The 24,342-nt window shown below is 64.2% G+C and carries 24 protein-coding genes; 10 read left to right on the forward strand and 14 right to left on the reverse strand.

Features of this window, described 5'->3' with window-relative positions; translation table 11 throughout:
* The first annotated feature begins 402 nt into the window (after positions 1 to 402).
* Complete coding sequence (locus tag ABIE58_RS02060; RefSeq protein ID WP_354543014.1) at positions 403 to 2,706, forward strand: DNA topoisomerase IV subunit A; 2,304 nt, start codon at positions 403 to 405, stop codon at positions 2,704 to 2,706.
* A gap of 265 nt (positions 2,707 to 2,971) precedes the next feature.
* Here the strand turns inward: ABIE58_RS02060 and ABIE58_RS02065 are convergent, their stop codons facing one another.
* Genes ABIE58_RS02065 through ABIE58_RS02095 form a run of 7 tightly spaced genes read right to left on the reverse strand, consistent with a single transcriptional unit; the run spans position 2,972 to position 8,384 of the window.
* Positions 2,972 to 3,859, reverse strand: coding sequence for a lysophospholipid acyltransferase family protein (locus ABIE58_RS02065; RefSeq protein ID WP_354543015.1), 888 nt, complete (start codon positions 3,857 to 3,859; stop codon positions 2,972 to 2,974).
* Between the two features lie 40 nt (positions 3,860 to 3,899).
* Complete coding sequence (locus ABIE58_RS02070; protein ID WP_354543016.1) at positions 3,900 to 4,178, reverse strand: HPr family phosphocarrier protein; 279 nt, start codon at positions 4,176 to 4,178, stop codon at positions 3,900 to 3,902.
* Between the two features lie 11 nt (positions 4,179 to 4,189).
* Positions 4,190 to 4,582, reverse strand: a complete 393-nt coding sequence (locus ABIE58_RS02075) for a PTS sugar transporter subunit IIA (protein ID WP_354543017.1) — start codon at positions 4,580 to 4,582, stop codon at positions 4,190 to 4,192.
* Positions 4,579 to 5,481, reverse strand: coding sequence for an RNase adapter RapZ (gene rapZ / locus ABIE58_RS02080; RefSeq protein WP_354543018.1), 903 nt, complete (start codon positions 5,479 to 5,481; stop codon positions 4,579 to 4,581). Before rapZ ends, ABIE58_RS02075 begins: the two co-directional genes overlap by 4 nt.
* An 18-nt stretch (positions 5,482 to 5,499) precedes the next feature.
* Positions 5,500 to 5,964, reverse strand: a complete 465-nt coding sequence (locus ABIE58_RS02085) for an HPr kinase/phosphorylase (RefSeq protein ID WP_354543019.1) — start codon at positions 5,962 to 5,964, stop codon at positions 5,500 to 5,502.
* 6 nt (positions 5,965 to 5,970) lie between these two features.
* Positions 5,971 to 7,683 (reverse strand): ATP-binding protein, encoded by a 1,713-nt coding sequence (locus ABIE58_RS02090; protein ID WP_354543191.1) that lies wholly within the window; start codon positions 7,681 to 7,683, stop codon positions 5,971 to 5,973.
* Entirely contained in the window at positions 7,683 to 8,384 is a 702-nt protein-coding gene (locus ABIE58_RS02095; RefSeq protein WP_354543020.1) for a response regulator transcription factor, read from the reverse strand. The genes ABIE58_RS02090 and ABIE58_RS02095 overlap by 1 nt, the downstream gene beginning before the upstream one ends.
* 348 nt (positions 8,385 to 8,732) lie before the next feature.
* Between ABIE58_RS02095 and ABIE58_RS02100 the strand changes: the two genes are divergently transcribed.
* The 3 genes from ABIE58_RS02100 (at position 8,733) to ABIE58_RS02110 (ending at position 12,203) form a co-directional block, all read left to right on the forward strand.
* The gene (locus tag ABIE58_RS02100) at positions 8,733 to 10,331 is read left to right on the forward strand and encodes a phosphoenolpyruvate carboxykinase (protein WP_354543021.1); all 1,599 of its coding nucleotides are present in this window, start codon (positions 8,733 to 8,735) and stop codon (positions 10,329 to 10,331) included.
* Between the two features lie 302 nt (positions 10,332 to 10,633).
* Entirely contained in the window at positions 10,634 to 11,167 is a 534-nt protein-coding gene (locus tag ABIE58_RS02105) for an ImmA/IrrE family metallo-endopeptidase (RefSeq protein WP_354543022.1), read from the forward strand.
* Positions 11,160 to 12,203, forward strand: coding sequence for a hypothetical protein (locus ABIE58_RS02110; protein WP_354543023.1), 1,044 nt, complete (start codon positions 11,160 to 11,162; stop codon positions 12,201 to 12,203). Before ABIE58_RS02105 ends, ABIE58_RS02110 begins: the two co-directional genes overlap by 8 nt.
* A 305-nt stretch (positions 12,204 to 12,508) precedes the next feature.
* On the opposite strand, the gene ABIE58_RS02115 is transcribed toward ABIE58_RS02110, so the two are convergent.
* Positions 12,509 to 13,282 (reverse strand): sulfite exporter TauE/SafE family protein, encoded by a 774-nt coding sequence (locus tag ABIE58_RS02115; protein WP_354543024.1) that lies wholly within the window; start codon positions 13,280 to 13,282, stop codon positions 12,509 to 12,511.
* 144 nt (positions 13,283 to 13,426) lie between these two features.
* Between ABIE58_RS02115 and ABIE58_RS02120 the strand changes: the two genes are divergently transcribed.
* Both ABIE58_RS02120 and pdeM read left to right on the forward strand, forming a co-directional pair.
* Positions 13,427 to 15,115 carry an acyl-CoA dehydrogenase family protein gene (locus ABIE58_RS02120; protein ID WP_354543025.1) on the forward strand — a complete coding sequence of 563 codons (1,689 nt, stop codon included), beginning with the start codon at positions 13,427 to 13,429 and terminating at the stop codon, positions 15,113 to 15,115.
* 45 nt (positions 15,116 to 15,160) lie between these two features.
* Positions 15,161 to 15,865: a ligase-associated DNA damage response endonuclease PdeM gene (gene pdeM / locus ABIE58_RS02125; RefSeq protein WP_354543026.1), complete on the forward strand. Its 705-nt coding sequence runs from the start codon at positions 15,161 to 15,163 to the stop codon at positions 15,863 to 15,865.
* Here pdeM and ABIE58_RS02130 read toward each other — a convergent pair.
* Positions 15,810 to 16,721: a LysR substrate-binding domain-containing protein gene (locus tag ABIE58_RS02130; RefSeq protein WP_354543027.1), complete on the reverse strand. Its 912-nt coding sequence runs from the start codon at positions 16,719 to 16,721 to the stop codon at positions 15,810 to 15,812. The genes pdeM and ABIE58_RS02130 overlap by 56 nt on opposite strands.
* 187 nt (positions 16,722 to 16,908) lie before the next feature.
* Between ABIE58_RS02130 and ugpB the strand changes: the two genes are divergently transcribed.
* The 4 genes from ugpB to ugpC are packed head-to-tail and all read left to right on the forward strand — an operon-like array spanning position 16,909 to position 21,048.
* Entirely contained in the window at positions 16,909 to 18,216 is a 1,308-nt protein-coding gene (gene ugpB, locus ABIE58_RS02135; RefSeq protein ID WP_354543028.1) for a sn-glycerol-3-phosphate ABC transporter substrate-binding protein UgpB, read from the forward strand.
* Between the two features lie 38 nt (positions 18,217 to 18,254).
* Positions 18,255 to 19,136, forward strand: coding sequence for a sn-glycerol-3-phosphate ABC transporter permease UgpA (gene ugpA / locus ABIE58_RS02140; protein ID WP_354543029.1), 882 nt, complete (start codon positions 18,255 to 18,257; stop codon positions 19,134 to 19,136).
* A 20-nt stretch (positions 19,137 to 19,156) separates the two neighbouring features.
* Entirely contained in the window at positions 19,157 to 19,993 is an 837-nt protein-coding gene (ugpE, locus tag ABIE58_RS02145; protein WP_354543192.1) for a sn-glycerol-3-phosphate ABC transporter permease UgpE, read from the forward strand.
* Between the two features lie 5 nt (positions 19,994 to 19,998).
* Positions 19,999 to 21,048 (forward strand): sn-glycerol-3-phosphate ABC transporter ATP-binding protein UgpC, encoded by a 1,050-nt coding sequence (gene ugpC / locus ABIE58_RS02150; protein ID WP_354543030.1) that lies wholly within the window; start codon positions 19,999 to 20,001, stop codon positions 21,046 to 21,048.
* A 246-nt stretch (positions 21,049 to 21,294) separates the two neighbouring features.
* On the opposite strand, the gene ABIE58_RS02155 is transcribed toward ugpC, so the two are convergent.
* The 5 genes from ABIE58_RS02155 to ABIE58_RS02175 are packed head-to-tail and all read right to left on the reverse strand — an operon-like array spanning position 21,295 to position 24,341.
* Positions 21,295 to 21,690 (reverse strand): Na+/H+ antiporter subunit G, encoded by a 396-nt coding sequence (locus tag ABIE58_RS02155; protein WP_354543031.1) that lies wholly within the window; start codon positions 21,688 to 21,690, stop codon positions 21,295 to 21,297.
* A gap of 11 nt (positions 21,691 to 21,701) precedes the next feature.
* Positions 21,702 to 21,971, reverse strand: coding sequence for a K+/H+ antiporter subunit F (locus ABIE58_RS02160; protein ID WP_354543032.1), 270 nt, complete (start codon positions 21,969 to 21,971; stop codon positions 21,702 to 21,704).
* Positions 21,968 to 22,459, reverse strand: a complete 492-nt coding sequence (locus tag ABIE58_RS02165) for a Na+/H+ antiporter subunit E (protein WP_354543033.1) — start codon at positions 22,457 to 22,459, stop codon at positions 21,968 to 21,970. Before ABIE58_RS02165 ends, ABIE58_RS02160 begins: the two co-directional genes overlap by 4 nt.
* Positions 22,460 to 22,473: 14 nt before the next feature.
* Positions 22,474 to 23,994: a monovalent cation/H+ antiporter subunit D gene (locus ABIE58_RS02170; protein WP_354543034.1), complete on the reverse strand. Its 1,521-nt coding sequence runs from the start codon at positions 23,992 to 23,994 to the stop codon at positions 22,474 to 22,476.
* A complete protein-coding gene (locus ABIE58_RS02175; protein ID WP_354543035.1) occupies positions 23,991 to 24,341 on the reverse strand; it encodes a Na+/H+ antiporter subunit C in 351 nt (116 codons plus the stop codon). The genes ABIE58_RS02170 and ABIE58_RS02175 overlap by 4 nt, the downstream gene beginning before the upstream one ends.
* Position 24,342: the final 1 nt, after the last annotated feature.

Consider the following 24,342-nt stretch of genomic DNA (forward strand, 5'->3'; position numbering starts at 1 on the left):
GCAGGTGTTGGCCTTGAGCGGGCGTTGATGCCTGGGGATGAGCCGCGCGAGTGCCCGACCGCGGGTGGGCGCTGCAACATTTCCGGCTGGCAGTTTATGCCTGCAAAATACCGCTGCGTTATCAGGGAACTGCACCGTTACAAAAGCGCCCGCCCGTCCGGGCGGGTCATGCCGGAGGCATGCCTTCGGCATGACCGCTCGCGCGGCGGCGTGCGGGGCACGCCTTGACTCCGCGCGGGAGATAAACCTCAAATGTCCGCACCCCGCCCAACAGACCCACACGCAAAAAGACAGACCCGAACACCATCGCGCAACGCCTTGCAGGCGTCGCACCCTGGATGCAAGCGGCGGCATGTCCGTCGCCGCTTTACGCCCCCGCGCGGCCCCTGTAGACCGATATCCATGACCGATCTGCTCGACGACCCCAACATGCGCCCCGAAGCCACCGCCGAGCCGCTCCGCCGCGCGCTTGGCGAGCGGTATCTGACCTATGCGCTCTCGACCATCATGCACCGCGCCCTGCCCGATGCGCGCGACGGGCTCAAACCGGTGCATCGCCGCATCCTCTATGCCATGCGCGAGCTGCGGCTGTCCTCCACCGGGGGCTTTCGCAAATCCGCCAAGATTTCCGGCGACGTGATGGGCAATTACCACCCCCACGGCGATGCCGCGATCTATGACGCGATGGCGCGGCTCGCGCAGGATTTCGCGGTGCGCTATCCGCTGGTGGACGGGCAGGGCAATTTCGGCAATATCGACGGCGACAACCCCGCCGCCGCCCGCTATACCGAGGCGCGGATGACGCCCTTTGCCGAGGCGCTGCTCGATGGCCTCGCCGAGGACGCGGTCGATTACCGCGACAATTACGACGGCACCCTGCGCGAGCCGGTGGTGCTGCCCGCCGCCTTCCCGAACCTTCTGGCCAATGGCTCCTCGGGGATTGCCGTGGGCATGGCCACCAACATCCCGCCCCATAACATCGCCGAGTTGATCGACGCCTGCCTGCACCTCATAAAATCTCCCGAGGCCCGCGACGAGACGCTGCTCAACTACATCCCCGGCCCCGATTTCCCCACCGGCGGCGTCATCGTCGAGCCGCCCGAGAGCATCGCGCAGGCCTACCGCACCGGGCGCGGCTCTTTCCGCCTGCGCGCCCGCTGGGAAGTAGAAGACCTGCCCCGCGGCGGCTGGCAGATCGTCATCACCGAAATCCCCTACCAGGTGCAGAAATCGCGCCTAATCGAGCGCATCGCCGAGTTGATCCAGACCCGCAAGGTGCCGATCCTCGCCGATGTCCGCGACGAGAGCACCGACGATGTGCGCCTCATCCTCGAGCCGCGCGCGCGCACCGTCGACGCGCAGATGCTGATGGGGCTGATGTTCCGCAACACCGATCTGGAATTGCGGTTCTCGCTCAACATGAACGTTCTGATCGACGGGGTAACGCCGAAGGTCTGCTCGCTGCGCGAGGTGCTGCGCGCCTTCCTCGATTTCCGGCAAGAGGTGCTGTTGCGTCGCTCGCGCCACCGGATGGAAAAGATCGACCACCGGCTGGAGGTGCTGGAGGGTCTGATCGTCGCCTTCCTCAACCTTGATCGCGTGATCGAGATCATCCGCTATGACGACGCGCCCAAACCGGCGCTGATGCGCGAGGATTGGGGGCGCGAATTCACCCGCGCCACCTCCGAGGCCGATTACGTCTCGCCACCACCGGGCGAGGTGGGGTTGACCGAGGTGCAGGCCGAGGCGATCCTCAACATGCGCCTGCGCTCCCTGCGCCGCCTTGAAGAGATGGAATTGCGCGCCGAGCGCGACGCCCTGATGGCCGAGCGCGCCGGGCTGGAGGATCTGCTCGACGACGCCTCAAAGCAATGGGCGACGGTTGCAGACGAGTTGCGCGAGGTGAAAAAGACCTTTGGCAAATCCCACCCCATCGGCGCGCGCCGCACCGGCTTTGCCGAGGCGGGCGAGGCGCAGGAGGTGCCCATCGAGGCGATGACCCCGCGCGAGCCGATCACCGTGGTGTGCTCTCGCATGGGCTGGATTCGCGCCATGACCGGCCATATCGACCTTGGCCGCGAGTTGAAATTCAAGGATGGCGACGAGCCGCGCTTCATCTTCCACGCCGAGACCACCGACCGGCTTCTGGTCTTTGGCAGCAACGGGCGGGTCTACACCCTCTCGGCAGCCACCCTGCCCGGCGGGCGCGGCATGGGAGAGCCGCTGCGCCTGATGGTCGATCTGCCCAACGAGGCCGAGATCGTCGATCTCTTCATCCACAAGTCGGGGCGCAAGCTCCTGGTGGCCTCCTCGGCGGGCGATGGTTTCATCGTGGCCGAGGACGAGGTGCTGGCGCAGACCCGCAGCGGCAAGCAGGTTCTGAACCTGCGCGCGCCCGCCCGCGCCATCGTGTGCCGCCCGGTGACGGGCGATGCCGTCGCCTGCGTCGGCGAAAACCGCAAGGTGCTGGTCTTTGCCCTCGACGAATTGCCCGAACTGGCGCGCGGCAAGGGCGTGCGGCTCCAGAAATATAAGGATGGCGGCCTGTCGGATGCCACCACCTTTACCCTGTCGGAGGGGCTGAGCTGGCGCGACCCGGCGGGCCGCACCCGCACCGAGACCTACCTTGGCGACTGGCTCGGCAAGCGCGCGGGCACCGGCCGCATGGCCCCGCGCGGCTTTCCCCGCGACAACCGGTTTACCTGAGCGGGGCCTGGGCCGAAAGGGTGCGTTGGCCCCAGAGACGAGCCGCGTGGTCGCTGGGCCGGGGACTAGCGATGCACCGTCGGAAACTGCCAGTTTATGCCAGCCAAGCCCTTGTGAAGCCGATAGGTCGCGCGTCCTCTCATAATCGCTAGGCCGCCGGACGGCGTCATGCCGGAGGCATGCCTTTGGCATGACGATCGCGCGGTGCCCTTCGGGCTTGGCTCCGCACGGACACAAGAAGCGACCGTCCCAACAAACCAGCCCCCTACCCCTGCCGCTCCCCCAGCGACAGCGTATGCGCCCGCAGCCATTCCATGAAGCCGCGCGGATCGTTTTGCAGCATCTGCATCCGCTCTGCATCCACCGGCTTGCCCACCACCGGCTTTTGCGGCTTGCCGCAACTGCGCACCACCTCGTGCAACAAAAGCCCCTGCCGCATGGTGGCCGAAACGCGATTGGCCATCTGATACCAGCGCGAATTGCAGCCGGGAAAGTAGATCGGCACCACCTGCGCGCCCGACCGGCGGATCATCTGCGCGGTGAACACGTTCCACTCGCGCTCCACCACCGGGCCGAAAAGCCCATCCGACGACGCCACCACCCCCGAGGGAAACACGCTGATGACCCCGCCCTCGCGCAGATGCGCCATCGCATTTGCGCGCATCTCCACCGATTTGCGCTGTGCCTCGGGGTCATGCGGGAACGGCACCGGGATCATGTAAGAGGCCGCGACCTCGTTGATACCGGTCAAAAGCGCGCGCGTCAGGATCTTGTAATCCGTGCGCCGCCGCCCGATCAATTCGGCAAGGATCATCCCGTCCACCAACCCGTGGGGATGGTTGGCAACCACCACGACGGGGCCCTCGGCGGGGATATTGGCGATCTCGTCTTCGGGCGTCAGCAGCGGAATGCCCATGATATCGAGCGCGGCGCGCCAGAACGCCTGCCCCGAGGGCGCGCCGCTCTTTTCGAAGGCGCGGATCATGCGCAGGATGCTGATCTTGCCGGTCACCCACTCCATCGCGCGAATGATGGTGGCGGTGGTGGGGCTGTCGAAACTGTTGGCATAGGTCAGGCTGCGGCGATCGTATTTGTGAAACACGATCCGCTCGCCCGTCTCCCCGCCGGTCTCTGGCTGCGCCTTGCTGCTCACGTTATGTGTCCCGTTCCGCCTTGTCGGTGCCGCGCGCGGCCTACATGTCTTCGCCGAAGCGGTCGGCAACCAGCGCCGCCAGCGCATCGCCCAGCGGCCCGGCATCGGCCCCCATGATTTCGACGTCAATAGTGCTTCCTTTGGCCGCTGCCAACATCAAAAGCCCCATGATACTGTCGCCCGAGGCGGTCTCGGGCCCGTGGCTTACCTCGACCTGCGCGTCAAACCCCTCGACCACCTCGACGAATTTGGCGGCGGCGCGGGCGTGCAGCCCCTTTTCATTGACGATGTCGAGTTGCCGCCGCATGCGCTCGGTCATTGCCGCTATCCTCATTCCGTTGAAACATTGTGGCTGTCGATATATTTGCGCCCCGCCTCGAGCGCCGCGCGCACCGCCACCGTGACCGGGCTGTGGCGGCTCTTGGCCAGCTTGATGAGCATCGGCAGGTTGGCCCCGTAGAGAATGCGGCGGCCCTCGGGGCGGCAGGCGCGCAGCGACAGGTTCGAGGGCGATCCGCCGAAAATATCGGTCACTACCACCACACCGTCGCCACTGTCCACGGTGTCGGCGGCGGCGCAGATTTCGTCTTGCTTGGCGGCGCGGTCGTGATCGCCCTCGACCGACACGGCCACGATCCCGCTTTGCGCGCCGACCACATGCTCAACCGCCCTCAGGTATTCGCGGGCAAGCCCGCCATGCGCCACGATCACGATCCCGATCATGAACGCCCACTCCCCGGCTCGCGCCGCTCCAGTTCCCGATGCCTTAATGACACCGGCCAGCCCTGCTCTGCAAGGCTCTCGCGGAGGAATTCCGCCACCGCGACCGAGCGGTGCTGCCCGCCGGTGCAGCCGGTGCCGATGGCGAGATAGGCCTTGCCCTCGGCCTGATGCGCAGGCAGCAGAAGATCAAGAAGCGCACCCAGCCGATCGAGAAACGGTGCCAGCCGCGGATCGTCGCGCAAATAGGCCTGCACCCGCGCATCGCGCCCATCGGCCGCGCGCAGGCTCGCCTCCCAATGCGGATTGTTCAGGAACCGGCAGTCGAACACCATATCAAGGCCGCGCGGCAGGCCGCGCTTGTAGGAAAACGACTGCACCGAAACCGACAGCCGCCCCGCCCCGCCGGGCGCGAACCAGCGTTCAAGCTCGGCGCGCAGGTCATGCGGCGACATGTCCGACGTATCCACCACGATATCGGCGCGCGCGCGGATCGGGCCAAGCAGGTCAAACTCGCGCGCGATCCCCTCCTCGGGGGTGCCACCCGATGCAAGTGGGTGCCGCCGCCGCGTCTCGGAAAACCGCCGCACGAGGATATCCGCGCGGCAATCGAGATAAAGCACCTCCATCCGCCCCGGCATCGCGAAGGCGCTGCCGTCGATCACCTCGATCAGGGCCTGCGTCGAGAAATCGCGGTTGCGCACGTCGATGCCAAGCGCCACCGGCTTGTCGAGCTGCGGCCCCGCGAAAAGCCGCGGCAAGAGCGAGAGCGGCAGGTTGTCAATCGCCTCGAATCCCATATCCTCGAGGGCATTGATCGCCGTGCTGCGCCCCGCCCCCGACGGGCCGGTGACCAGAACCAGCGGGTGAGACATGTCGGCATCCGCGTTGTGAGATGTCATGATCGGCGGCTTTCGGTGCTATTCCAGGGTTCCATAGAGCAGATAGAGCAAGATCGCCGCCGGAAAATGCGCCTGTGCGGACCCATGCACAAGCGGCAGCGAGACCCCGGCGATATCAGTCTCGCGCAGCGGCGGCAGGCGGTCGGTCTCGACCCGGTCAAGATCGACCACAAGCGCGAGCGCGCACGGCCCGGTGGCAGGCAGGCGCAGGATGCCAAAGTCCCGCGCCTCGATCCGGCCCCGGATCGTGTCGGGCGCATCGGCCATTACGCGGGCACCCGCGCGCCAAAGCCGCGTGCGATCATCGGCCACCAGCCCCGCGCCCAAGGCCATCAGCCGCAGCGCCAGCCCGGATTTGCCGCGCCCCGCCGCCCCGCGGATGAGCACGGCACGCGCCCCGAGCGCCACGCAGCTTGCGTGCACGGTCTCGACCTCCGCGCGCCCGGCCTCTCCCTCGCTCTCGCGCGCCGCCGCGCCACCCATCCCGGCTCAGACCGGCAGGCCGACGACAAAGCGCGCGCCCAGCGGCTCGGATGTCGCGTCGGCATGGGTGGGGCGGATGTTCTCGGCCCAGATCACGCCGTCATGGGCCTCCACGATCTGCTTGGAAATTGCCAGCCCCAGCCCGGAATTATTGCCGAAATCGCTCTCGGGCCGTTCCGAATAGAAACGCTGGAACACCTTTTCCAGCGCCGCCTCGGGGATGCCCGGCCCGGTATCCTCGACCACCACCAGCACCCGGTTGGCGCGGCGGCGCGCCCAGACGCGGATCGCGTCGCCCTCCTCGCAAAAGCTGATGGCATTGGTGATGAGGTTGACGAAAACCTGCGCCAGCCGCGCCTCCAGCCCGGTGACGACCACCGGTTTTTGCGGGAAATCGGTGATGAACTCGATCCCCTTCTTGCCGGCCTCCTCGCTGAGATATTGCGCGAGGTTCCTGAGCAGCGCCACAAGGTCGAACGCCTCCTGCGTCTCCTTGACCAGCTCGGAATCGAGCCGCGAGGCGTTGGAGATATCGCTCACCAGCCGGTCAAGGCGGCGCACGTCATGCTCGATCACCTCGAGCAGGCGCTCGCGCTGATCCTCGCGCTTGGCGATGCGCATGGTGCCCACCGCCGAACGCAGGCTCGCCAGCGGGTTCTTGATCTCGTGGGCCACGTCGGCGGCGAATTGCTCGTTGCTCTCGATCCGGCTGTAGAGCGCGCCAACCATGCCCCGGAGCGCGCCCGACAGCCGCCCGATCTCGTCGGGCCGCGCGGTGAGATCGGGGATGCGGATGCGCCCGCCGCCGCTGCGCCCGCGATTGCGCTCGCGCCCGATCTCGGCGGCGGCGGCAAGATCGGCAAGCGGGTGCGAAATGGTCGAGGCCAGCACCAGGCTGAGCCCGATGGAGATGAGCGTGGCAATCAGGAACATCTGAAGCACCCGCTCGCGCGCAGCGGCAGCGATGCGATCGACATCGCCGGTCGTGTCGACAAGCACCACCGCGCCCAGCGGCTCGGCCCCGCGCATCACCGGCGCTGCCGCGCGCAAAACGGTCTCGCCTCCCATCTCGGTCGCGCGCACCTGCGCGCCCTCGGCCACCGCCGCATCGACCAGGTCGCGGATCTGCGCCATCGCGTCCTCGGCCTCGTCGCCTGTGCCCCTGGCCGCGAACGGCACCGAGATCACGTCCCAGACCCGGCCAAGGAGGTCGGTCAGCGGCGTCGACGGCCCGTCACCGCCCGCCACCGCACGGGCACCCTCGCCCGCCCTTTGGCCAAGCAAAAGCCCGGTTCGATCAAACAGATAGGCCTCGGTCCCCCGCCGCAGCGCAAGCCGCGCCAACGTATCCTCGACATCAAGCCCGTCGCCGGCGGCCAGGTTCACCGGCGCGGTCTGCGGCAGACGCGCGGCCACCACATCGGCGGTCAGCGCCGCGCGCTCGCGCAAGGCATCGACATGCTGGCGCACCAGCGTGTCTTGCGTGCCGTTGAGATAGAGAATGCCGATCACCAGCACGTTGAGCGCGATGAGGTTGAAGGTCACGATCTTGCGCGTCAGTGCCGAGAGCCGCAGCGACAGCCAGCCGCGCCGCGCCCGCCGCTCGGTCAGTTCCGCCTCTTCTATGCGGTCGGGGGCGACGAAATCATCCCCGAGGACGAGATCGCCATCCCTGCGCGGTCGCGCGTCACCCACGTCTATCCCCTCGGCCAGGGCCATCATTCCTCGTTATAGCGATACCCGATCCCGTACAGCGTTTCGATGGCCGAGAATTCGGGATCGACCATCCGCAGTTTCTTGCGCAGGCGCTTGATATGGCTGTCGATGGTGCGATCATCGACGTAAACCTGATCGTCATAGGCCACATCCATGAGCTGGTCGCGGCTCTTGACAAAGCCGGGGCGCTGCGCGAGCGCCTGCAACAGCAGGAATTCGGTCACGGTAAGCGACACGTCGCGCCCCTTCCACGTCACCGCGTGGCGCAGCGGGTCCATGCGCAGCTCGCCGCGCTCGATCACCTTGTTGTCCTCGCCCTCGACCAGCGCGCCCCCGGCCACCACTTCCTGCCGCCGCAACAGCGCGCGGATGCGCTCGACCAAGAGCCGCTGGGAAAACGGCTTTTTCACATAATCATCCGCGCCCATGCGCAGGCCCAGGACCTCGTCGATCTCGTCATCCTTGGAGGTCAGGAAGATGACCGGCATCCGCGATTTCTGGCGCAGGCGTTGCAACAGGTCCATGCCGTCCATGCGCGGCATCTTGATGTCAAGCACAGCCATGTCCGGCAGTTTCTTGCTGAACGCATCAAAGGCCTGCTGGCCGTCATTATAGGTCTCGACCTCGAAGCCTTCGGCCTCAAGCGTCATCGAGACGGATGTCAGGATATTCCTGTCATCGTCCACTAGGGCGATCTTCGACATTGCTCTTGTTCCTCATACTGCTCTGAGTTTCTGATTTTTTTCCTCATTATGCGCCTTTTGCGGCCTGCGGATCAATCCAAATCTGCGAATCACCCAGGCTATCCGCCCTCATTGGGCCGGAATTTCCTTGAGAATGGCTAAATGGACTCACTTTTTCCGCACGCGCCCCGCGATGTCTCCGCCAACATGCGACTGATTGCGCTAACCTGGCCATGGTTGCGCTAACTGCGCCAAACCCATCTGTCATTTCATGGAAACGTCATGCTATGAGGCGCGCAACCGTGCAACGTTCGGCCCCCGAAAGCCGCGCGACGGACAGGCGGTATTGTTGAACAGGAGCAACACGACATGACAATCGGACGGGTGAACCCGAATTTCCGGCTGGAGGATCAGGGCATCACGGGGCTGGGAACGGTCCATTACAACCTGATCGAACCCGCGCTGATCCAGGCGGCGCTTCACCGCGGCGAGGGCACCCTCGGGCGCGGCGGTGCCTTCCTCGTCTCGACTGGCAAGTTCACCGGCCGCTCTCCCAAGGACAAGTTCATCACCCGCTCTGCCACCACCGAAAACACCATCTGGTGGGACAATAACGGCGCGCTTTCCCCCGAGAGCTTTGCCGCGCTCTACGACGACATGATCACCTATCTCCAGGGCCGCGACGTGTTTGTCGAGGATCTCGTCGGCGGGGCCGATCCGGCGCTCGCCATCAACGTGCGCATGGTCACCGAACTGGCCTGGCACAGCCTGTTCAACCGCACCATGCTGCGCCGCCCCGAGCGCGACGCGCTCGACGGCTTCACCGCCGATTTCACGCTCATCAACTGCCCCGGCTTCCGCGCCGATCCCACCCGCCACGGCTGCCGCTCCGAGACCGTGATCGCGATGGATTTCGACCGCAAGCTGATCCTCGTGGGCGGCACCGAATACGCGGGAGAGAACAAGAAATCCATCTTCACCCTGCTCAACTATCTCTTGCCCGAGCAGGGCGTGATGCCGATGCATTGCTCTGCCAACCACGCGCATGACAACCCCGTCGATGCCGCCGTGTTCTTCGGCCTCTCGGGCACCGGCAAGACCACGCTCTCGGCCGATCCCGAACGCACGCTCATCGGCGATGACGAGCACGGCTGGTCCGAGCGCGGCACCTTCAACTTCGAGGGTGGCTGCTATGCCAAGACCATCAACCTCGACCCCGATGCCGAGCCCGAGATCTATGCCACCACCTCGAAATTCGGCACCGTGGTGGAAAACATGGTGTTTGACCCCGAAACACTCGAACTTGATTTCGAGGATGACAGCCTCACCGCCAACATGCGCTGCGCCTACCCGTTGCACTATATCTCCAACGCGTCCGAAACCGCGCTTGGCGGGCACCCCAAGAATGTCATCATGCTGACCTGCGATGCGTTCGGCGTGCTGCCCCCCATCGCGCGGCTGACGCCGGCGCAGGCGATGTATCACTTCCTGTCGGGCTTCACCTCCAAGGTCGCGGGCACCGAGCGCGGCGTGACCGAGCCGGAGCCGACCTTCTCCACCTGCTTCGGCGCGCCCTTCATGCCGCGCCGCCCCGAGGTCTACGGCAACCTCTTGCGCGCAAAGATCGCCAAGCACGGCGCCACCTGCTGGCTGGTGAATACCGGCTGGACGGGCGGGGCCTATGGCACCGGCTCTCGGATGCCGATCAAGGCCACCCGCGCGCTGCTCACCGCGGCACTTGACGGCTCGCTGGGCGAGGTCGAATTCCGCAAGGACGCGAATTTCGGCTTCGAGGTGCCGGTAGAGGTGCCCGGCGTCGCCGAAGTCCTGCTCGACCCGCGCCGCACCTGGGACGACGCCCAGGCCTACGACGCCCAGGCCGCCAAACTGGTGGCGATGTTCGCCGAGAACTTCGCCCAATACGTCCCCTTCATCGACGAAGACGTGAAGGCGGCGGCGATCGGGTGAGAGCAAGCCCGCCCCCGGCCTGTCGCAGATGCGGCGGGCCGGGGGGGGGGGGAGGCCGGATGGGCAGCAAGGCGGGATGATCCGGCCGGGGATGGTGCGCCGGGGGGGGGCTTTGCGAAGTCTTGACAAAAATAGCGACGGCGGGAATGTCTAACGTGGCAAGAGTCGATACTAGCAATATTTAAGGTTCTGCACTATGTGTTTGGTACGAACGCAGAACACTTGTGGAGTGATGCAGTATCCTGCGTACTGGTCGAGCGAAGTACAGATCGCCAGTCGACGCCTTCATAGGAGGGAAACCAATGCCTGATGAGACCACATACATCATGCCGACGCCATCGCGGGCTACAAAACCCAGAATATTTGAGTTCGCGGAAAATCAGCGTGAAAAGACCGGCCTCAAAAACGGGTTCGATTTGTCTGATCTCGTGAAGAGAAACCGAGGAAACTTATCGTACATTGGCTTTATGGATGATGATCAAACAGATGCAATAGTCGTTGAGCCGGATGGTTCATTCCGCATTCGCTTATCATCGCACACGGGGGCTCTTCGGGATAACTTTACCATAGCGCACGAACTGGGGCACCTCCTGTTGCACTGGCCACTCGTACGAAAAAATAATCCCAGATGCGGCATGAGAGCTACACGTAAAGTTGATGACACCAACGAGGCTTTGCGACGCTGCGAGTGGGAGGCAAACTGGTTTGCATCTGCTTTCTTGATGCCAGAAAAGGCCTTTAGCTTAGCGTACAAGGCAGGAAATGCGTCGGAAACTTTTGGCGTAACTCAATCCGCCGTTGAGGTGCGAGCTAAGACACTGGGCTTAAATGACTGACGAAGATAGATTCATCGCTGCTAAATTTCGTGTGCGTTTGTTTTTGTCAGTTGACCTAAGCGGATCAACGGCATTCAAGAATTCTCGAGACGGTGAAGCCCGAGATCGAGCTAGCCCCAAATGGGTTACGACATTTGAAGCCTTTTATCGTGACTTCCCAGCGAAGTTTCGATCGGCGTACGCTCAAATGAAAACACCTCAGTCCGGGACCGATGATTGCCCGAAGCTCTGGAAAGCTGTTGGAGATGAGTTGATTTTTTGCGGTCGAGTGAATACCCGAAAAGCGGTGATGGTCGCTTTAATGGCTTTCATTCAAACGCTCCACGATTATCGAAAATCATTTGCCGAAGACGACAGTCCGTTGAATCTGAAAGGTGCTGGATGGCTAGCATCGTTCCCTGAGCCGAATAGAGCTGTTAACTTGCGAAGCTCAGGTGATGAAGTGAATTACCTTACGGCATCTGAAGCCCTTGAGGCCGCCGCAGATGCACAGCCATTCGAGTACGACTTCCTTGGGAAAGCCATAGACACTGGGTTTCGTGTTGCGAGTTTCGCTAAGCCGGAGCGATTCGCCCTAAGCGTACAATTAGCAAGGCTGCTAGCTAGCTGTCCTCCGGGCACTGGCTTTGATCATCTTATCAGATTCGAAAACACCGTAGCCCTGAAAGGTGTCAACGGCGGTGAAGCTTATCCAGTTCTTTATATTGATACCCTGAAACACCTTGCGACCGAGAGTATCAGGTTAAAAGAAAGGCAGCTTCTTAAACGGCATGAGGAACCTGCACGCGAAGACCTGAATACATACCTAAAAGCGTACTGCTCTGTCGTCGGCACCGAGGAGATTAAATTGCCCCTCTCCGCTAATGATTCCGAAATGGAGCCGCCTCTAAGTTATCTCGACCACGCGCCGAGAATCTCCGAGCACCTCGCGTCTGAAAAAGATCGGGAAAAGGTTGGCGACATTGCGATAGACGAGCCTGCTAATGGAGGCGATGGGGATATTCCAGAAGGAAAGGGTCTCGAACCACTCGAATAGTTTTTAATGCAAGAATTTATATTTACGATGTGGTTATAGAAACAGCCTAGACAAGTGAACGATCGTTGATCCTTCTGGAATCGCCACCCTTATCGCAGCACCACCGGTAACGGCGATCAAATAATTGTGCTGACTTAGATTTTTTCAAAAACAGTTGAGCATGCTCACACAAAGGCTCCCCCCATCTCGCACCCGCAGCATCCTGACCAAGGACAAACGCCGCGCCAGCCCTCGGCCCCCACCGTCACGGTGCCCCCCTCAAACCGTGCGGTTCGCGCCTTGAACCTTGCGGGTCGCGCCGCGCCTCACAGCATTATCACCCCCCGCCGCACCAGGTTCAACCCCGCCAGCAGCAGCACCCAGAGCGTCACCTTGCGAAACGTCTCCTGGTCGAGCCGGTCCTGCAACCAGAACCCCAGCCCGATCCCCAAAAGCGCCGGAGGCACCAGCGCCAGCGATAGCGGCAGCGTCTCGGCGCGCAGCACGCCGGAGCCGATATGCGACACCAAGAGCAGCACCGCGCCGAGGCCATAAATCACCCCCTGCACGCGCATCTGCTCGCGCTTCTCGGTGCCGCGCGCGATCAGCATCGCAACCGTGGGCGGCCCCCAAATCCCTGATATGCCGCCAAAAAGCCCGGCGAGCGCGCCCATGCCCGCCTCGCCCCGCGCGCCGCCCTCGGACGACAGGCGCAGGCCCCGCCCCATGAGCGTCGAGAGCGCGTAGGCGGTGATCAGCGGCCCGATGAAGAGATACATCCCCCAAGGCGGCAGCAGCGGCACCGCCTGCGCGGCCACCACCATCACCGCGCCCCCTGCCAGCAAAAACACCCGGAACCGCCGGACCGAGGCCAGCGCCGCGCCCACCCCCTGCCGCAGCGCCTGCCACAGGTTGGTGGCCAGCGTCGGCAGGATCAACCCCGCCAGCGCCAGATCGGGCGGCATCGTCGTGCTCAACCCCGCGATCAGGACCGTGGGCATGGCGAATCCCACCACCCCCTTGACCAGCCCCGCGCAAACCGCCACGCCAAAGGCAAAGACCCAGCCCCAGACCGGGGCGATATCCAGAAACATGTCCATTATGACGTGTTAGCACGGCGTTAGCGTCAGAGGACAGAAAATCAATACGCAACTTTAGAACAAAAACCTGCGACAATTAGTATAATAGTTGCGCTGCAACTGCATCATAGATAAAAGCGCGACAACACTGAAAGGACATGACACATGGCACATGACGGACAGGATATCGCAATGGCGCAGCCCATCCTCCTGAGCGACCTTTCGGCGCTCACCGGCGCGGCGGTCGCCCCCGCCGAAACCCTTCTGGAAGAGGCGCGCGCGGCTGTGCGCGCCATGGTGGTCGAGGGCGATCGCATATCGGGCGCGGCGATGGACGCGGCGCAGGGCGCGACCCACGGGCTTGCCTGGCTGGCCACCTATGTCGAATCGTTGCGCCAGATGCAGGGCTGGGCCACGCGGCTCGACGAACAGGGACAGTTCGGCGAGGTCGAGCAGTTGATCCTTCAGATCGCGTTCGGCGAATACCTCGCGCAGATCGCCGGCGGCATCGCCATGAACCAGGGCGAGATCGCCCGCCCCGCCGATCTTGGCCTTGACGAGGCAGCCGTTGCGGCCTTCCGCACGCCGGAAGTGCAGACACTCATCGCGCGCGGCAACACGCAGGCCGCGCGTCTGCGGCTGGTCGCCCTGATGCAGGAACGCGCCGCCGAGATCACCGTGGGCCGCACCGGGCTTGATGACGAGTTGGAGATGATCCGCGAGCAATTCCGCCGCTTCTCGGTGGATCGTGTCGAGCCGCACGCGCATGAATGGCACCTCAAGGACGAACTCATTCCGATGGAGGTCATCGAGGACCTGGCCGAAATGGGCGTGTTCGGCCTCACCATCCCCGAGGAATATGGCGGGCTTGGCCTTTCCAAGGCGTCGATGGTCGTGGTCTCGGAAGAGTTGAGCCGGGGCTATATCGGCGTGGGCAGCCTTGGCACCCGCTCCGAGATCGCCGCCGAACTGATCCTCTGCGGCGGCACCGAAGCGCAAAAAGAAAAGTGGCTCCCCCGCCTTGCCAGCGGCGAGACGCTGCCCACGGCGGTCTTTACCGAGCCCAATACCGGCTCTGACCTCGGCAGCTTGCGCACCCGCGCCGTGCGTGACGAGAATGGCGACTGGACGGTGACCGGCAACAAGACCTGGATCACCCATGCCGCGCGCACCCATCTGATGACCCTTCTGGCGCGCTCCGTGCCCGACACCAAAGATCATCGCGGCCTGTCGATGTTTCTGGCCGAGAAAGAGCCGGGCACAGACGAGCACCCCTTCCCCACCCCCGGCATGACCGGCGGCGAGATCGAGGTGCTGGGCTATCGCGGCATGAAGGAATACGAGCTTGCCTTTGACGGCTTCCACGTCAAGGGCGAGAACCTGCTCGGCGGCGAAGAGGGCAAGGGCTTCAAGCAGTTGATGGAGACCTTCGAGGCCGCCCGCATCCAGACCGCCGCGCGCGCCATCGGCGTTGCGCAATCGGCGCTCGATGTGTCGATGCGCTATGCCCAGGACCGCAAGCAATTCGGCCAGCCGCTCATCGCCTTCCCGCGCGTGGCCAGCAAGCTGGCGATGATGGCGGTCGAGATCATGGTGGCGCGCCAGCTCACCTATTTCTCGGCATGGGAAAAGGATCATGGCCACCGCTGCGATCTGGAGGCGGGCATGGCCAAGCTGCTGGGTGCCCGCGTGGCGTGGTCGGCCGCCGATAACGGGCTGCAAATCCACGGCGGCAACGGCTTTGCGCTGGAATACACCATCAGCCGCATCCTGTGCGACGCGCGCATCCTCAACATCTTTGAGGGGGCGGCAGAGATTCAGGCGCAGGTGGTGGCGCGGCGGCTTCTGGGCTGACAAGCAGCGCTTGCCAATCGCCGCGCGCGGGGGCACCAAGGGGGCATGGACGGCCATGCCTTCACCCTCGCGGGCGCATCTCTTGTCGCCCTGCCCTCGGGCGCGCTTTACTGGGAGGCGCGCAACCTGATTTGCGTGTCGGACCTGCACCTTGGCAAGGCGCTGCGCCGCGCGCGCGCGGGCGAACCGCCGCTGCCACCGTTCGAGACGCGCGACACGCTAAGCCGTCTGGAATCGGACCTGCGCCGCACCGGTGCGGGCACGGTGATCTGCCTTGGCGACAGTTTCGACGACGCGCAGGCCGCCCATGCCCTGCCCGATGACGAAAAGCTGTGGATCACCCGCTTGCAGGCGGGCCGCCGCTGGGTCTGGATCGAGGGCAACCACGATCCCGGCCCGGTCGATCTTGGCGGCACCCATCTGGCAGAACTGCCCACCCCGCCGCTCAGCTTTCGCCATATCGCCAATCCCGGCCAGTCGGGCGAGGTATCGGGGCATTATCACCCCAAGATGCGGCTGAGCCTGCGCGGCCAGTCGATCAGCCGCCCGGCCTTCCTGATTGACGGCGACCGGGTGATCCTGCCCGCCTATGGCACCTATACCGGCGGGCTCGACTGCGACGATCCGGCGCTCACTGGCCTGATGCGCGCCGAGGCGCTCGCGGTGCTCACCGGGCCGGTGGTGCATGTGCTGCCTATGCGGCGGGGCACGCCTCGAACGGGCGCAGGCTCTCGCGGAACGCGTCGATGAATTCCAGCGTCAGAAGCGACGGCGCGCCATGCACCGGGCGCACCAGCGCAAGACGGTGCGGCACCTCGGGCACGAAGGAGCGATGGATCAGGCCGCGCGCGGCATAGCCTTCGGCGTCAAGCGCGCTCACCACCGACACGCCCGCGCCGCGCAACACCAACTCGCAGGCGGCGGTGAACTGTCGGATCACGATGACCGGCGTCATCGTCACCCCGGCCCCAAGAAACGCCTCTTCCAGCGCGCGAAAGAACGCGCTGTCGCGCCGCGTGTGGATCATCCGCTGCCCGGCCAGATCGGCGGGGCCAAGCACCTCGCGCGCGGCAAGCGGGTGACCGGGCGGCAGGATGCAGACGCTGCGCATCGGCACGATCTCGGCCTCGACCGCCGGATGCCCCTCGAACCCGTCGGTGATGCCGCAATGAAACTGCTCGCGGATGATCCATTCAAGGATGCGCTCGGGGCGGTCGGGCTCTACCGTGAGCGTCACATCGGGCCGGTCGGCAAGGAACCGGGCCAGCACGCCGGGCAGGTGCGACGTGGCAAAGCCCGGCAGGCAGGCGATGCGCAGATGCCCGGCCTTGCGATCATTGAGGCTGCGGCTCAACTCGCCGATCCGGTCGAGCGTTTCCAGCACGCGGTGGATATCGGGCAGCAGGAATCGCGCCTCCTGCGTCGGCACCAGCCGCCCGTCGCGCCGATCCAACAGCGCCAGCCCCGTCTCCGCCGCAAGATCGGCCAGCAGACGGCTGACTGCGGGTTGCGAGATGCCAAGCGCCTCGGCGGCGCGCGTCATCGAGCCGGTGACGGCGACACGTTCGAGCGCTTCAAGCTGGCGCAGGCGCAGGCGGGTGGACATGGGGCAACTCCGGCAGGGATAATCTGGGAACAAGGTGACAGGATGTTTATGACAATAATATGATATTATATTAACGCGTATATTTGCGCGGTTGTATTATGTCAATTTCCGTGTAGCGTAGCTTTTGCGTGATCGCCGTGGCCGACAGGGGATGTCCGGCTGCGCTCGTCATATGGGAGAGGATACCATGCAAAAAACGGCATTTGGCGCGCTTCTGGCCGCCACCACCGCGCTGTCACCGCTTGCCGCGATGGCTCAGACCGAAATCCAGTTCTGGCACGCCTTTACCGGGCGGCTTGGGGAGCTTGTGGCCGAGCAGGTCGCTACCTTCAACGAAAGCCAGGACGATTACACCGTCAACGCCACCCACAAGGGCAACTATTCCGAGACGCTCAACGCCGGGATCGCCGCCTTTCGCGCGGGCGAGCAGCCGCATATCCTGATGGTGTTCGAAGTGGGCACCGCCACGATGATGGGCGCGAAGGGCGCGATCCGACCGGTCTACGAGGTGATGGCGGGGACCGAGTTCGACCCCGACGCCTATATCGGCGCGGTCAAGGGCTATTACACCACCACCGATGGCCAGATGCTGTCGCTGCCGTTCAACTCCTCCACCCCGGTTCTGTGGGTCAATCGCGACGCGCTGGCAGGCGCAGGCGTCGACCCCGATACCGATCTTTCCACCTGGCAGAATGTCGATGCGGTTCTGGACAAGCTGGCCGAGGCGGGCCATGCCTGCCCGATCACCACCTCGTGGCAAAGCTGGATCCACCTCGAAAACCTCTCGGCCTATCACGATGTGCCGTTCGCCACGCGCGATAACGGCTTTGCCGGGCTGGATACCGAACTGGCCTTCAACGGGCCGGTGCAGGTGCAGCACATCGCGCAGATGGGCGAATGGGCCAAGGAAGGCAAGTTCATCTATGCCGGCCGCCGCAACGAGGGCGGGGCCAATTTCCGCGCGGGCGAATGCGCGCTCTTCACCGAAAGCTCTGCCGGCTATGCGGGCATCAAGGCCGAGGCGAAATTCGATTTCGACGTGCGCCCCCTGCCCTATTGGGACGGCGTCGAGGGCGCGCCGCAGAACACCATCATCGGCGGTGCCTCGCTCTGGGTGCTGGAGGGGCATGACCCGGCAGAATACGACGCCGCGGCGGCGTTCCTCAACTTCCTGTCCTCGCCCGCGATTCAGGCCAAGTGGCACCAGGATACCGGCTATCTGCCGATCACCAAGGCGGCGGGCGAGCTGACCCGCGAGCAGGGCTTCTACGAGGCCAATCCCGGCACCGATGTGGCGGTGAAACAGATGACCGCCAATGCCCCCACGGCCAATTCCAAGGGCTTGCGGCTTGGGTCATTTGACCAGATCCGCGGCATCATCGACGAAGAGCTTGAGGCCGTGTGGTCCGGCGACAAGGACGCGCAGGCGGCGCTCGATTCGGCGGTGACGCGCGGCAACCAGCTTCTGCGCCGGTTCGAGCGCGCCAACAACTAAAGGCATAGGGGGGCGGGCAACCGCCCCCCGATCCCCGCATGGAAAAACGTGTCACCTTCAAGGGCTGGCTTCTGCCGCTCTGCCTGATCGCACCGCAGGTGGTTATCTCTGCGGTGTTCTTCTTCTATCCGGCGGGGCAGGCGGTGTGGCAATCGCTGTTCATCCCCGACCCGTTCGGCCTCAAATCGCAATTCGTGGGGCTGGAGAATTTCGAATACCTGCTGGGCGATCCCTATTACCGCGCCTCTTTCGTCACCACCGCGATCTTTTCCACGCTGGTGACGCTGGCGGCGATGATCCCGGCGCTGTTTCTCGCGGTGATGGCCGACCGGCTGGTAAAATCGGCAGGCGCCTACCGCACGCTGCTCATCTGGCCCTACGCGGTGGCCCCTGCGGTGGCAGGCGTGCTGTGGCTTTTCATGTTCAACACGCGGGTGGGCGTGGTGGCGTGGTATCTGGGGCAGTTGGGCTATGACTGGAACCATGTCCTGAACGAGGGCGAGGCGATGGGCCTTGTCGTTGTCGCCTCCGCCTGGGGGCGGATCAGCTACAATTTCCTGTTCTTCTTCGCCGCGCTTCAGGCCGTGCCCCGCTCGATCATCGAGGCGGCGGCGATCGACGGCGCACGGTTCTGGCGGCGGTTCTTCACCATCGTGCTGCCGCTCTTGTCGCCGACGACGTTTTTCCTCTTGGTGGTCAACATCGTCTATGCGTTCTTCGAGACCTTCGGCGTCATCCACACCATCACCAGCGGCGGGCCGCAACAGGCCACCACGATCCTCGTCTACAAGGTCTATTCCGACGGCTTCGTGGGGCAGGATCTGGGATCAAGCGCGGCGCAATCGGTGATCCTGCTGGTGGTCGTCGGGTTGCTCACGGTGCTGCAATTCAAGTATATCGAGAAACGGGTGCATTACTGATGGCAACCGAGATCACAGGCATGGTCGAGAAACGCGGGATGGGTCTCTGGCTCACCCATCTGGTGATGATCGCGGGGGTTCTGGTGATCTTCTTCCCGATCTGGCTGGCGTTCGTGGCCTCGACCGTGACCCAACCCGAGATCGTGCGCCCGCCGATGCCGGTCTGGCCCGGCGACCGGTTTGTTGAAAACTACACGGCGGCGCTGTTCTCGGGCGTGAACGTGCCGGTGCTGGTGATGCTGGGCAATTCGCTCATCATGGCCATAGGGATCGCGGTGGGCAAGATCATCATCTCGCTGCTATCGGCCTTTGCCATCGTCTATTTCCGCTTTCCGGCGCGCAACATTTTCTTCTGGCTGATCTTTCTCACGCTGATGCTGCCCGTCGAGGTGCGAATCGTGCCCACCTACGAGGTGATCGCGGGGTTCGGGATGCTCAACAGCTACTCGGGGCTCATTTTTCCGCTGATTGCCTCGGCCACGGCCACGTTTTTGTTCCGGCAATTCTTTCTCACCGTGCCGGACGAATTGGCCGAGGCCGCGCGCGTGGATGGCGCAGGGCCGATGCGGTTTTTCTGGGATATTCTCTTGCCGATGAGCCGCACCAACATTGCGGCGCTGTTCGTGATCCTGTTCATCTATGGCTGGAATCAATATCTCTGGCCGCTTCTCATCACCACCGATCCGTCGATGAACACCATCGTGATGGGCATCAAACAGATGTTCCCGTCGGGCGATGACGTGGCCGATTGGCCGGTCATCATGGCCACCTCGATCCTCGCGATGATCCCGCCGGTGGTGGTGGTCATCTCGATGCAGAAACTTTTCATCCGCGGCCTCGTGGACAGCGAGAAATAGGCACCATGGCAACCGTAACCCTCGACGCGATCCGCAAGAGCTTTGGCACCGACGAGGTCATCAAGGGCGTCTCGCTCGACGTGGCGGATGGCGAATTCATCGTCATCGTCGGGCCGTCGGGCTGTGGCAAATCCACCCTTCTGCGCATGGTCGCGGGGCTGGAGACGATCACCGAGGGCGAATTGCGCATAGACGGCACTCGCGCCAACGAGCGCGAGCCGATGGACCGCGACATCGCCATGGTGTTCCAGAATTACGCGCTTTATCCGCATATGAGCGTGGCGCAGAACATGGGCTATGGCCTGCGGATCAAGGGCCTGCCCAAGGCGCAGATCGCCGCCAAGGTGCGCGCGGCGGCAGAGCTTTTGCAACTGTCAGAGCTGCTGGAGCGCAAGCCCCGGCAGCTTTCGGGCGGGCAGCGGCAGCGCGTCGCCATGGGCCGCGCCATCGTGCGAGAGCCGAAGGTGTTCCTCTTCGACGAGCCGCTATCGAATCTCGACGCCAAGCTGCGCGTGCAGATGCGGCTTGAGATTCGCGAGTTGCAGGCCAAGCTGGGGATCACCGCGCTTTACGTCACCCACGATCAGGTCGAGGCGATGACGATGGCCGACCGCATGATCGTGATGAATGAGGGCCGCGCCGAACAGATCGGCACACCTCTGGATGTCTACGAGCGCCCCGCGAGCCTATTCGCCGCGCAGTTCATCGGCAGCCCGTCGATGAACGTGGTCGAGGCCGAGGGCCGCGAGGACGGGATGCATGTCGGGGATATGCGCCTGCCCAACCCGACCGGCGCACGCGGCCCGGTCATGCTCGGGCTGCGCCCCGAGCATCTCTCGCCCGACCCCGACGGCCCGCTTGCCTTGCAGGTCTTGCTGGCAGAGCCGTTGGGCGCCAACACGCTCTTGCATGGCAAACTTGCAGGCGGCCAAGGCTTTACCGCGAGCCTGCCCGGCGTGCACAGCGCAGGCCGCGGGGCTGAGGTGCTGCGCCTGGTGATCGCGCCGGAAAAGATGCACGTTTTTGACAAGGAAACCGGGCGGCGGCTGGGGTGATCTTGGTCTGTACCGGGTGTTCGATAGGATGCGATGAGCAGCGCGGTCGCTGGGCCGGGGACTAGCGATGCACCGGTGGTAACTGCCACTTTATGCAAGCCAAACCCGTGCGACACCGAAGCGTCGCACGCCCCCTCAAAATCGCTAGGCCGCGGGACGGCCCAGCGATCGCGCGGCGCCCTCCGGGCTTGATTCCGCGCGGGGGACAAGAGGCAAATGTCAGCAACAGGCCAAACGCCCGCCCCCCTATGCCCCTGTCTCACCCTCTGCCTCGGCCTCGATCCGTGCGCGCTCTTCATCGCTTTCATATCCGGCCCAGGGCCGCGCGCCACCTGTGGGCGGCAGATCGCCCGGCTTGTGGTCAAGATGCAGATGCGTCTTGGCGATGAAATGCCCTGTGATCGGCGCGGTGAGGAACAAAAACAGCGTAATCATCAGCTCATGAAACGAGAACTGCCCGACGATGAAATAGAAATAGAGCATCGACGCAATCAGCGCGCCGCCCACCCCCAGCGTGGTCGCCTTGGTGGGCGCGTGCAGCCGCATCATCGGGTCGGGCAGCTTGATCAGGCCGAAAGAGCCAACCAGCCCGAACACGCCGCTGATGACAAGACAGGCGGAAATCGCAATCTCGACAAGCATGGCAGCGCCCCCTATTCGATGATGTCCCCGCGCAACAGAAAGCGCGTGTAGGACACGGTTGAGATAAAGCCGGTCATTGCGATGATCATCGACGCCTCGAAATACATCGTGGTGCCCTTGAGAATGCCGAACAGCGCCAGGATCGCGATGGCATTGATGACCATCGTATCCAGCGCAAGGATTCGGTCGCCCAGGCTTGGTGCCCATATAACCCGGTAGATGTTCATCAAAAGCCCCAACCCGAAACAGGCAAAGGCAAAGCTGAGCGCGACCCCGATCATTCGAATATCTCCTTCAGCCGGGCCTCGTAACGGGCCTTGATGTCGTCGCGCACGGCGTCGGGGTCGGGCGCGTCGAGGCAATGCACCAGAAGGCTGCGCCCATCCGCGGCCAGGTCGCTCGACACGGTGCCCGGCGTCATGGTGATCGTGCCCGCCAGCACCGTGATCGCCTCGGGGGTGCGCAGATCGAGCGGGATGGAAATCCACGCGGGATGCGTGTTGGCATTGGATTTGAACAGGATCACCCAGGCCACCTGCACATTGGCCACGCAGATATCCCACAGCACGATCGCGACATATTCCACGATCCGCGGCACGCTACGGAGCTTGGGGCGGTTGGGCCAGTAGGGCGCGGTGACCAGCGGGATGATGATCCCGAGGATCGCGCCCAGCACCAGGTTGCCCACCGTGACCTTGTTGACCAGCATCTGCCAGACCACGATCAAGAGAAGCGTCAGGAGCGGATGGGGCAGGATCTTGCGCAGCATGTCTCGTCCCTCCCTCAGCCCTGCCCCAGAACGGCGGCAATATAGGCGGCGGGCGTGTGCATCTGCGCCGCCGTCGCCTCAAGATAGCGCATCACCGGCCCGGCAAGAACCGCCAGCATCCCCACCCCGGCTAGCAGCGCGAAACACGCCACCAGCGGCAGCGCCGGTTGCGGCGCGGGGGCGAGGTCGGAAGCGGGAGGTGCCTCTGCCTCGTCAAGCTTCCAGAACACCGCGCTGCCCGCCTGCGCAAATCCCAGCACGGCCACCAGCGAGGTGGCCAGCACCGCCCCCCAGATGAGCCAGACATCGGCCATGTCGCGGGTGGCATTAAGCACCAGCAGCTTGCCCACAAAGCCCGAGAGCGGCGGCAGCCCGGCGGTGGCGATGGCCGCCCCGAACCACAGCGCCGCCAGCATCCCGTGCTGCGCCATGCGCGGCCCCGGTACCAGCGCGCCGCCCAGCGCCCCGCGCCGCGCGCGCACCAGATCGACCACCAGGAACAACAGCGCCGCCGCCAACGTCGAATGGATGGTATAGTATAGCGCCGCCGCCGTGCTCTGCGGGGTGAACACCGCCACCGCAATCAACAGCGTGCCCATCGAACCGATAGAGGCAAAGGCCGCCAGCCGCCCCAGCCTCTGCGCCCCGAGAATGCCGATCATCCCCACAGCCAGCGTCGCGAGCGCGCCGTAAAGCAGCACATCGTCGATCAGGTTGGCGGTGACATCCAGATCGGGGCCGAAAATCAGCGTGTAGAACCGCAGGATCGCATAGGCCCCGATCTTGGTCATGATGGCAAACAGCGCGGCCACCGGGGCCGGGGCCTCGGCATAGGTGTTGGGCAGCCAGAAATGCAACGGCAACAGCGCCGCCTTGACCGCGAAAACGAGGAACAACAGCATCGCGCCCACGCGCAACAGCGCGCTGTCCTCCACCGGTATCTCGGCGGCGCGCACCGCCAGGTCGGCCATGTTGAGCGTGCCAGTGACGGCATAGATCGTGCCCAACGCGAACAGGAACAGGGTCGAGCCAAGCAGGTTGTAGATGACATATTGCACCCCCGCCTTGAGCCTGCGCGCGCCGCCCGCATGGATCATCAGCCCGTAAGAGGCAATCAGCAGCACCTCGAAGAACACGAACAGGTTGAACGCGTCGCCGGTGAGGAACGCGCCGCAAATCCCCATGAGCTGAAATTGCCACAGCGCGTGGAAATTGTATCCCCTCCGGTCCCAGCCGGTGCCGATGGCATAAAGCAGCACCACCAGCGCCAGCACCGCCGTGAGCAGCACCATAAGCGCCGACAGCCGGTCGAGCACCAGCACGATCCCGAAGGGCGCGGGCCAGTTGCCCAGCTCGTAGACGGTGATGTCGCCGCCCGCCGCCTCGGTGAGCAGCCCCAGCGCCACCGCCACAAGCGCCACGCAGCCCGCGACCGAGAACACCCGCTGCAACGCCGCGTGATGGCGCATCGCAAGGGTCAGGATCGCCGCCAGCACCGCAGGCAGCACGACCGGCACGATGATCCAGTGGCTCATGTCCCGCCCTCCGCGCCGCTGTCATCGGGCGGCAGGCGCACATCGTCGTCACCCGCCGACAGATACGCGCCAAGTGCCAGCATCACCACCACCGCCGTCATCCCGAAGGAAATCACGATCGCGGTCAGCACCAAGGCCTGCGGCAGCGGATCGGTATAGGTCTCAACCCCCTTTTTCAGGATCGGCGGCATGTCCACCGCCAGCCGCCCGGTGATGAACAAGAACAGGTTGACCGCATAGGTCAGCAGTGACAGCCCGACGATCACCGGGAATGTCCTGAGCCGCAGCACAAGGTAAATCCCCGCAGCCGTCAGCAGGCCGATGGCCGATGCCATAAGCGCTTCCATG

This window comes from Roseovarius sp. MBR-78 (genome assembly GCF_040547535.1).
In the GTDB taxonomy this organism is placed as follows: Bacteria; Pseudomonadota; Alphaproteobacteria; order Rhodobacterales; family Rhodobacteraceae; genus Roseovarius.

Excerpts from the sequence above, each read along its gene's own strand:
- ABIE58_RS02165 (WP_354543033.1), bottom strand. The coding sequence starts at position 22,459 with ATGCTGCGCAAGATCCTGCCCCATCCGCTCCTGACGCTTCTCTTGATC.
- ABIE58_RS02105 (WP_354543022.1), top strand. The coding sequence starts at position 10,634 with ATGCCTGATGAGACCACATACATCATGCCGACGCCATCGCGGGCTACA.
- ABIE58_RS02175 (WP_354543035.1), bottom strand. The coding sequence starts at position 24,341 with ATGGAAGCGCTTATGGCATCGGCCATCGGCCTGCTGACGGCTGCGGGG.
- pdeM (WP_354543026.1), top strand. The coding sequence starts at position 15,161 with ATGGACGGCCATGCCTTCACCCTCGCGGGCGCATCTCTTGTCGCCCTG.
- ABIE58_RS02075 (WP_354543017.1), bottom strand. The coding sequence starts at position 4,582 with ATGATCGGGATCGTGATCGTGGCGCATGGCGGGCTTGCCCGCGAATAC.
- ABIE58_RS02100 (WP_354543021.1), top strand. The coding sequence starts at position 8,733 with ATGACAATCGGACGGGTGAACCCGAATTTCCGGCTGGAGGATCAGGGC.
- rapZ (WP_354543018.1), bottom strand. The coding sequence starts at position 5,481 with ATGACATCTCACAACGCGGATGCCGACATGTCTCACCCGCTGGTTCTG.
- ugpE (WP_354543192.1), top strand. The coding sequence starts at position 19,157 with ATGGTCGAGAAACGCGGGATGGGTCTCTGGCTCACCCATCTGGTGATG.
- ABIE58_RS02090 (WP_354543191.1), bottom strand. The coding sequence starts at position 7,683 with ATGGCCCTGGCCGAGGGGATAGACGTGGGTGACGCGCGACCGCGCAGG.
- ABIE58_RS02110 (WP_354543023.1), top strand. The coding sequence starts at position 11,160 with ATGACTGACGAAGATAGATTCATCGCTGCTAAATTTCGTGTGCGTTTG.
- ABIE58_RS02085 (WP_354543019.1), bottom strand. The coding sequence starts at position 5,964 with ATGGGTGGCGCGGCGGCGCGCGAGAGCGAGGGAGAGGCCGGGCGCGCG.
- ABIE58_RS02095 (WP_354543020.1), bottom strand. The coding sequence starts at position 8,384 with ATGTCGAAGATCGCCCTAGTGGACGATGACAGGAATATCCTGACATCC.
- ABIE58_RS02155 (WP_354543031.1), bottom strand. The coding sequence starts at position 21,690 with ATGCTTGTCGAGATTGCGATTTCCGCCTGTCTTGTCATCAGCGGCGTG.
- ABIE58_RS02170 (WP_354543034.1), bottom strand. The coding sequence starts at position 23,994 with ATGAGCCACTGGATCATCGTGCCGGTCGTGCTGCCTGCGGTGCTGGCG.
- ugpA (WP_354543029.1), top strand. The coding sequence starts at position 18,255 with ATGGAAAAACGTGTCACCTTCAAGGGCTGGCTTCTGCCGCTCTGCCTG.
- ABIE58_RS02160 (WP_354543032.1), bottom strand. The coding sequence starts at position 21,971 with ATGATCGGGGTCGCGCTCAGCTTTGCCTTTGCCTGTTTCGGGTTGGGG.
- ABIE58_RS02070 (WP_354543016.1), bottom strand. The coding sequence starts at position 4,178 with ATGACCGAGCGCATGCGGCGGCAACTCGACATCGTCAATGAAAAGGGG.
- ugpB (WP_354543028.1), top strand. The coding sequence starts at position 16,909 with ATGCAAAAAACGGCATTTGGCGCGCTTCTGGCCGCCACCACCGCGCTG.
- ugpC (WP_354543030.1), top strand. The coding sequence starts at position 19,999 with ATGGCAACCGTAACCCTCGACGCGATCCGCAAGAGCTTTGGCACCGAC.
- ABIE58_RS02120 (WP_354543025.1), top strand. The coding sequence starts at position 13,427 with ATGGCACATGACGGACAGGATATCGCAATGGCGCAGCCCATCCTCCTG.
- ABIE58_RS02115 (WP_354543024.1), bottom strand. The coding sequence starts at position 13,282 with ATGGACATGTTTCTGGATATCGCCCCGGTCTGGGGCTGGGTCTTTGCC.
- ABIE58_RS02130 (WP_354543027.1), bottom strand. The coding sequence starts at position 16,721 with ATGTCCACCCGCCTGCGCCTGCGCCAGCTTGAAGCGCTCGAACGTGTC.
- ABIE58_RS02060 (WP_354543014.1), top strand. The coding sequence starts at position 403 with ATGACCGATCTGCTCGACGACCCCAACATGCGCCCCGAAGCCACCGCC.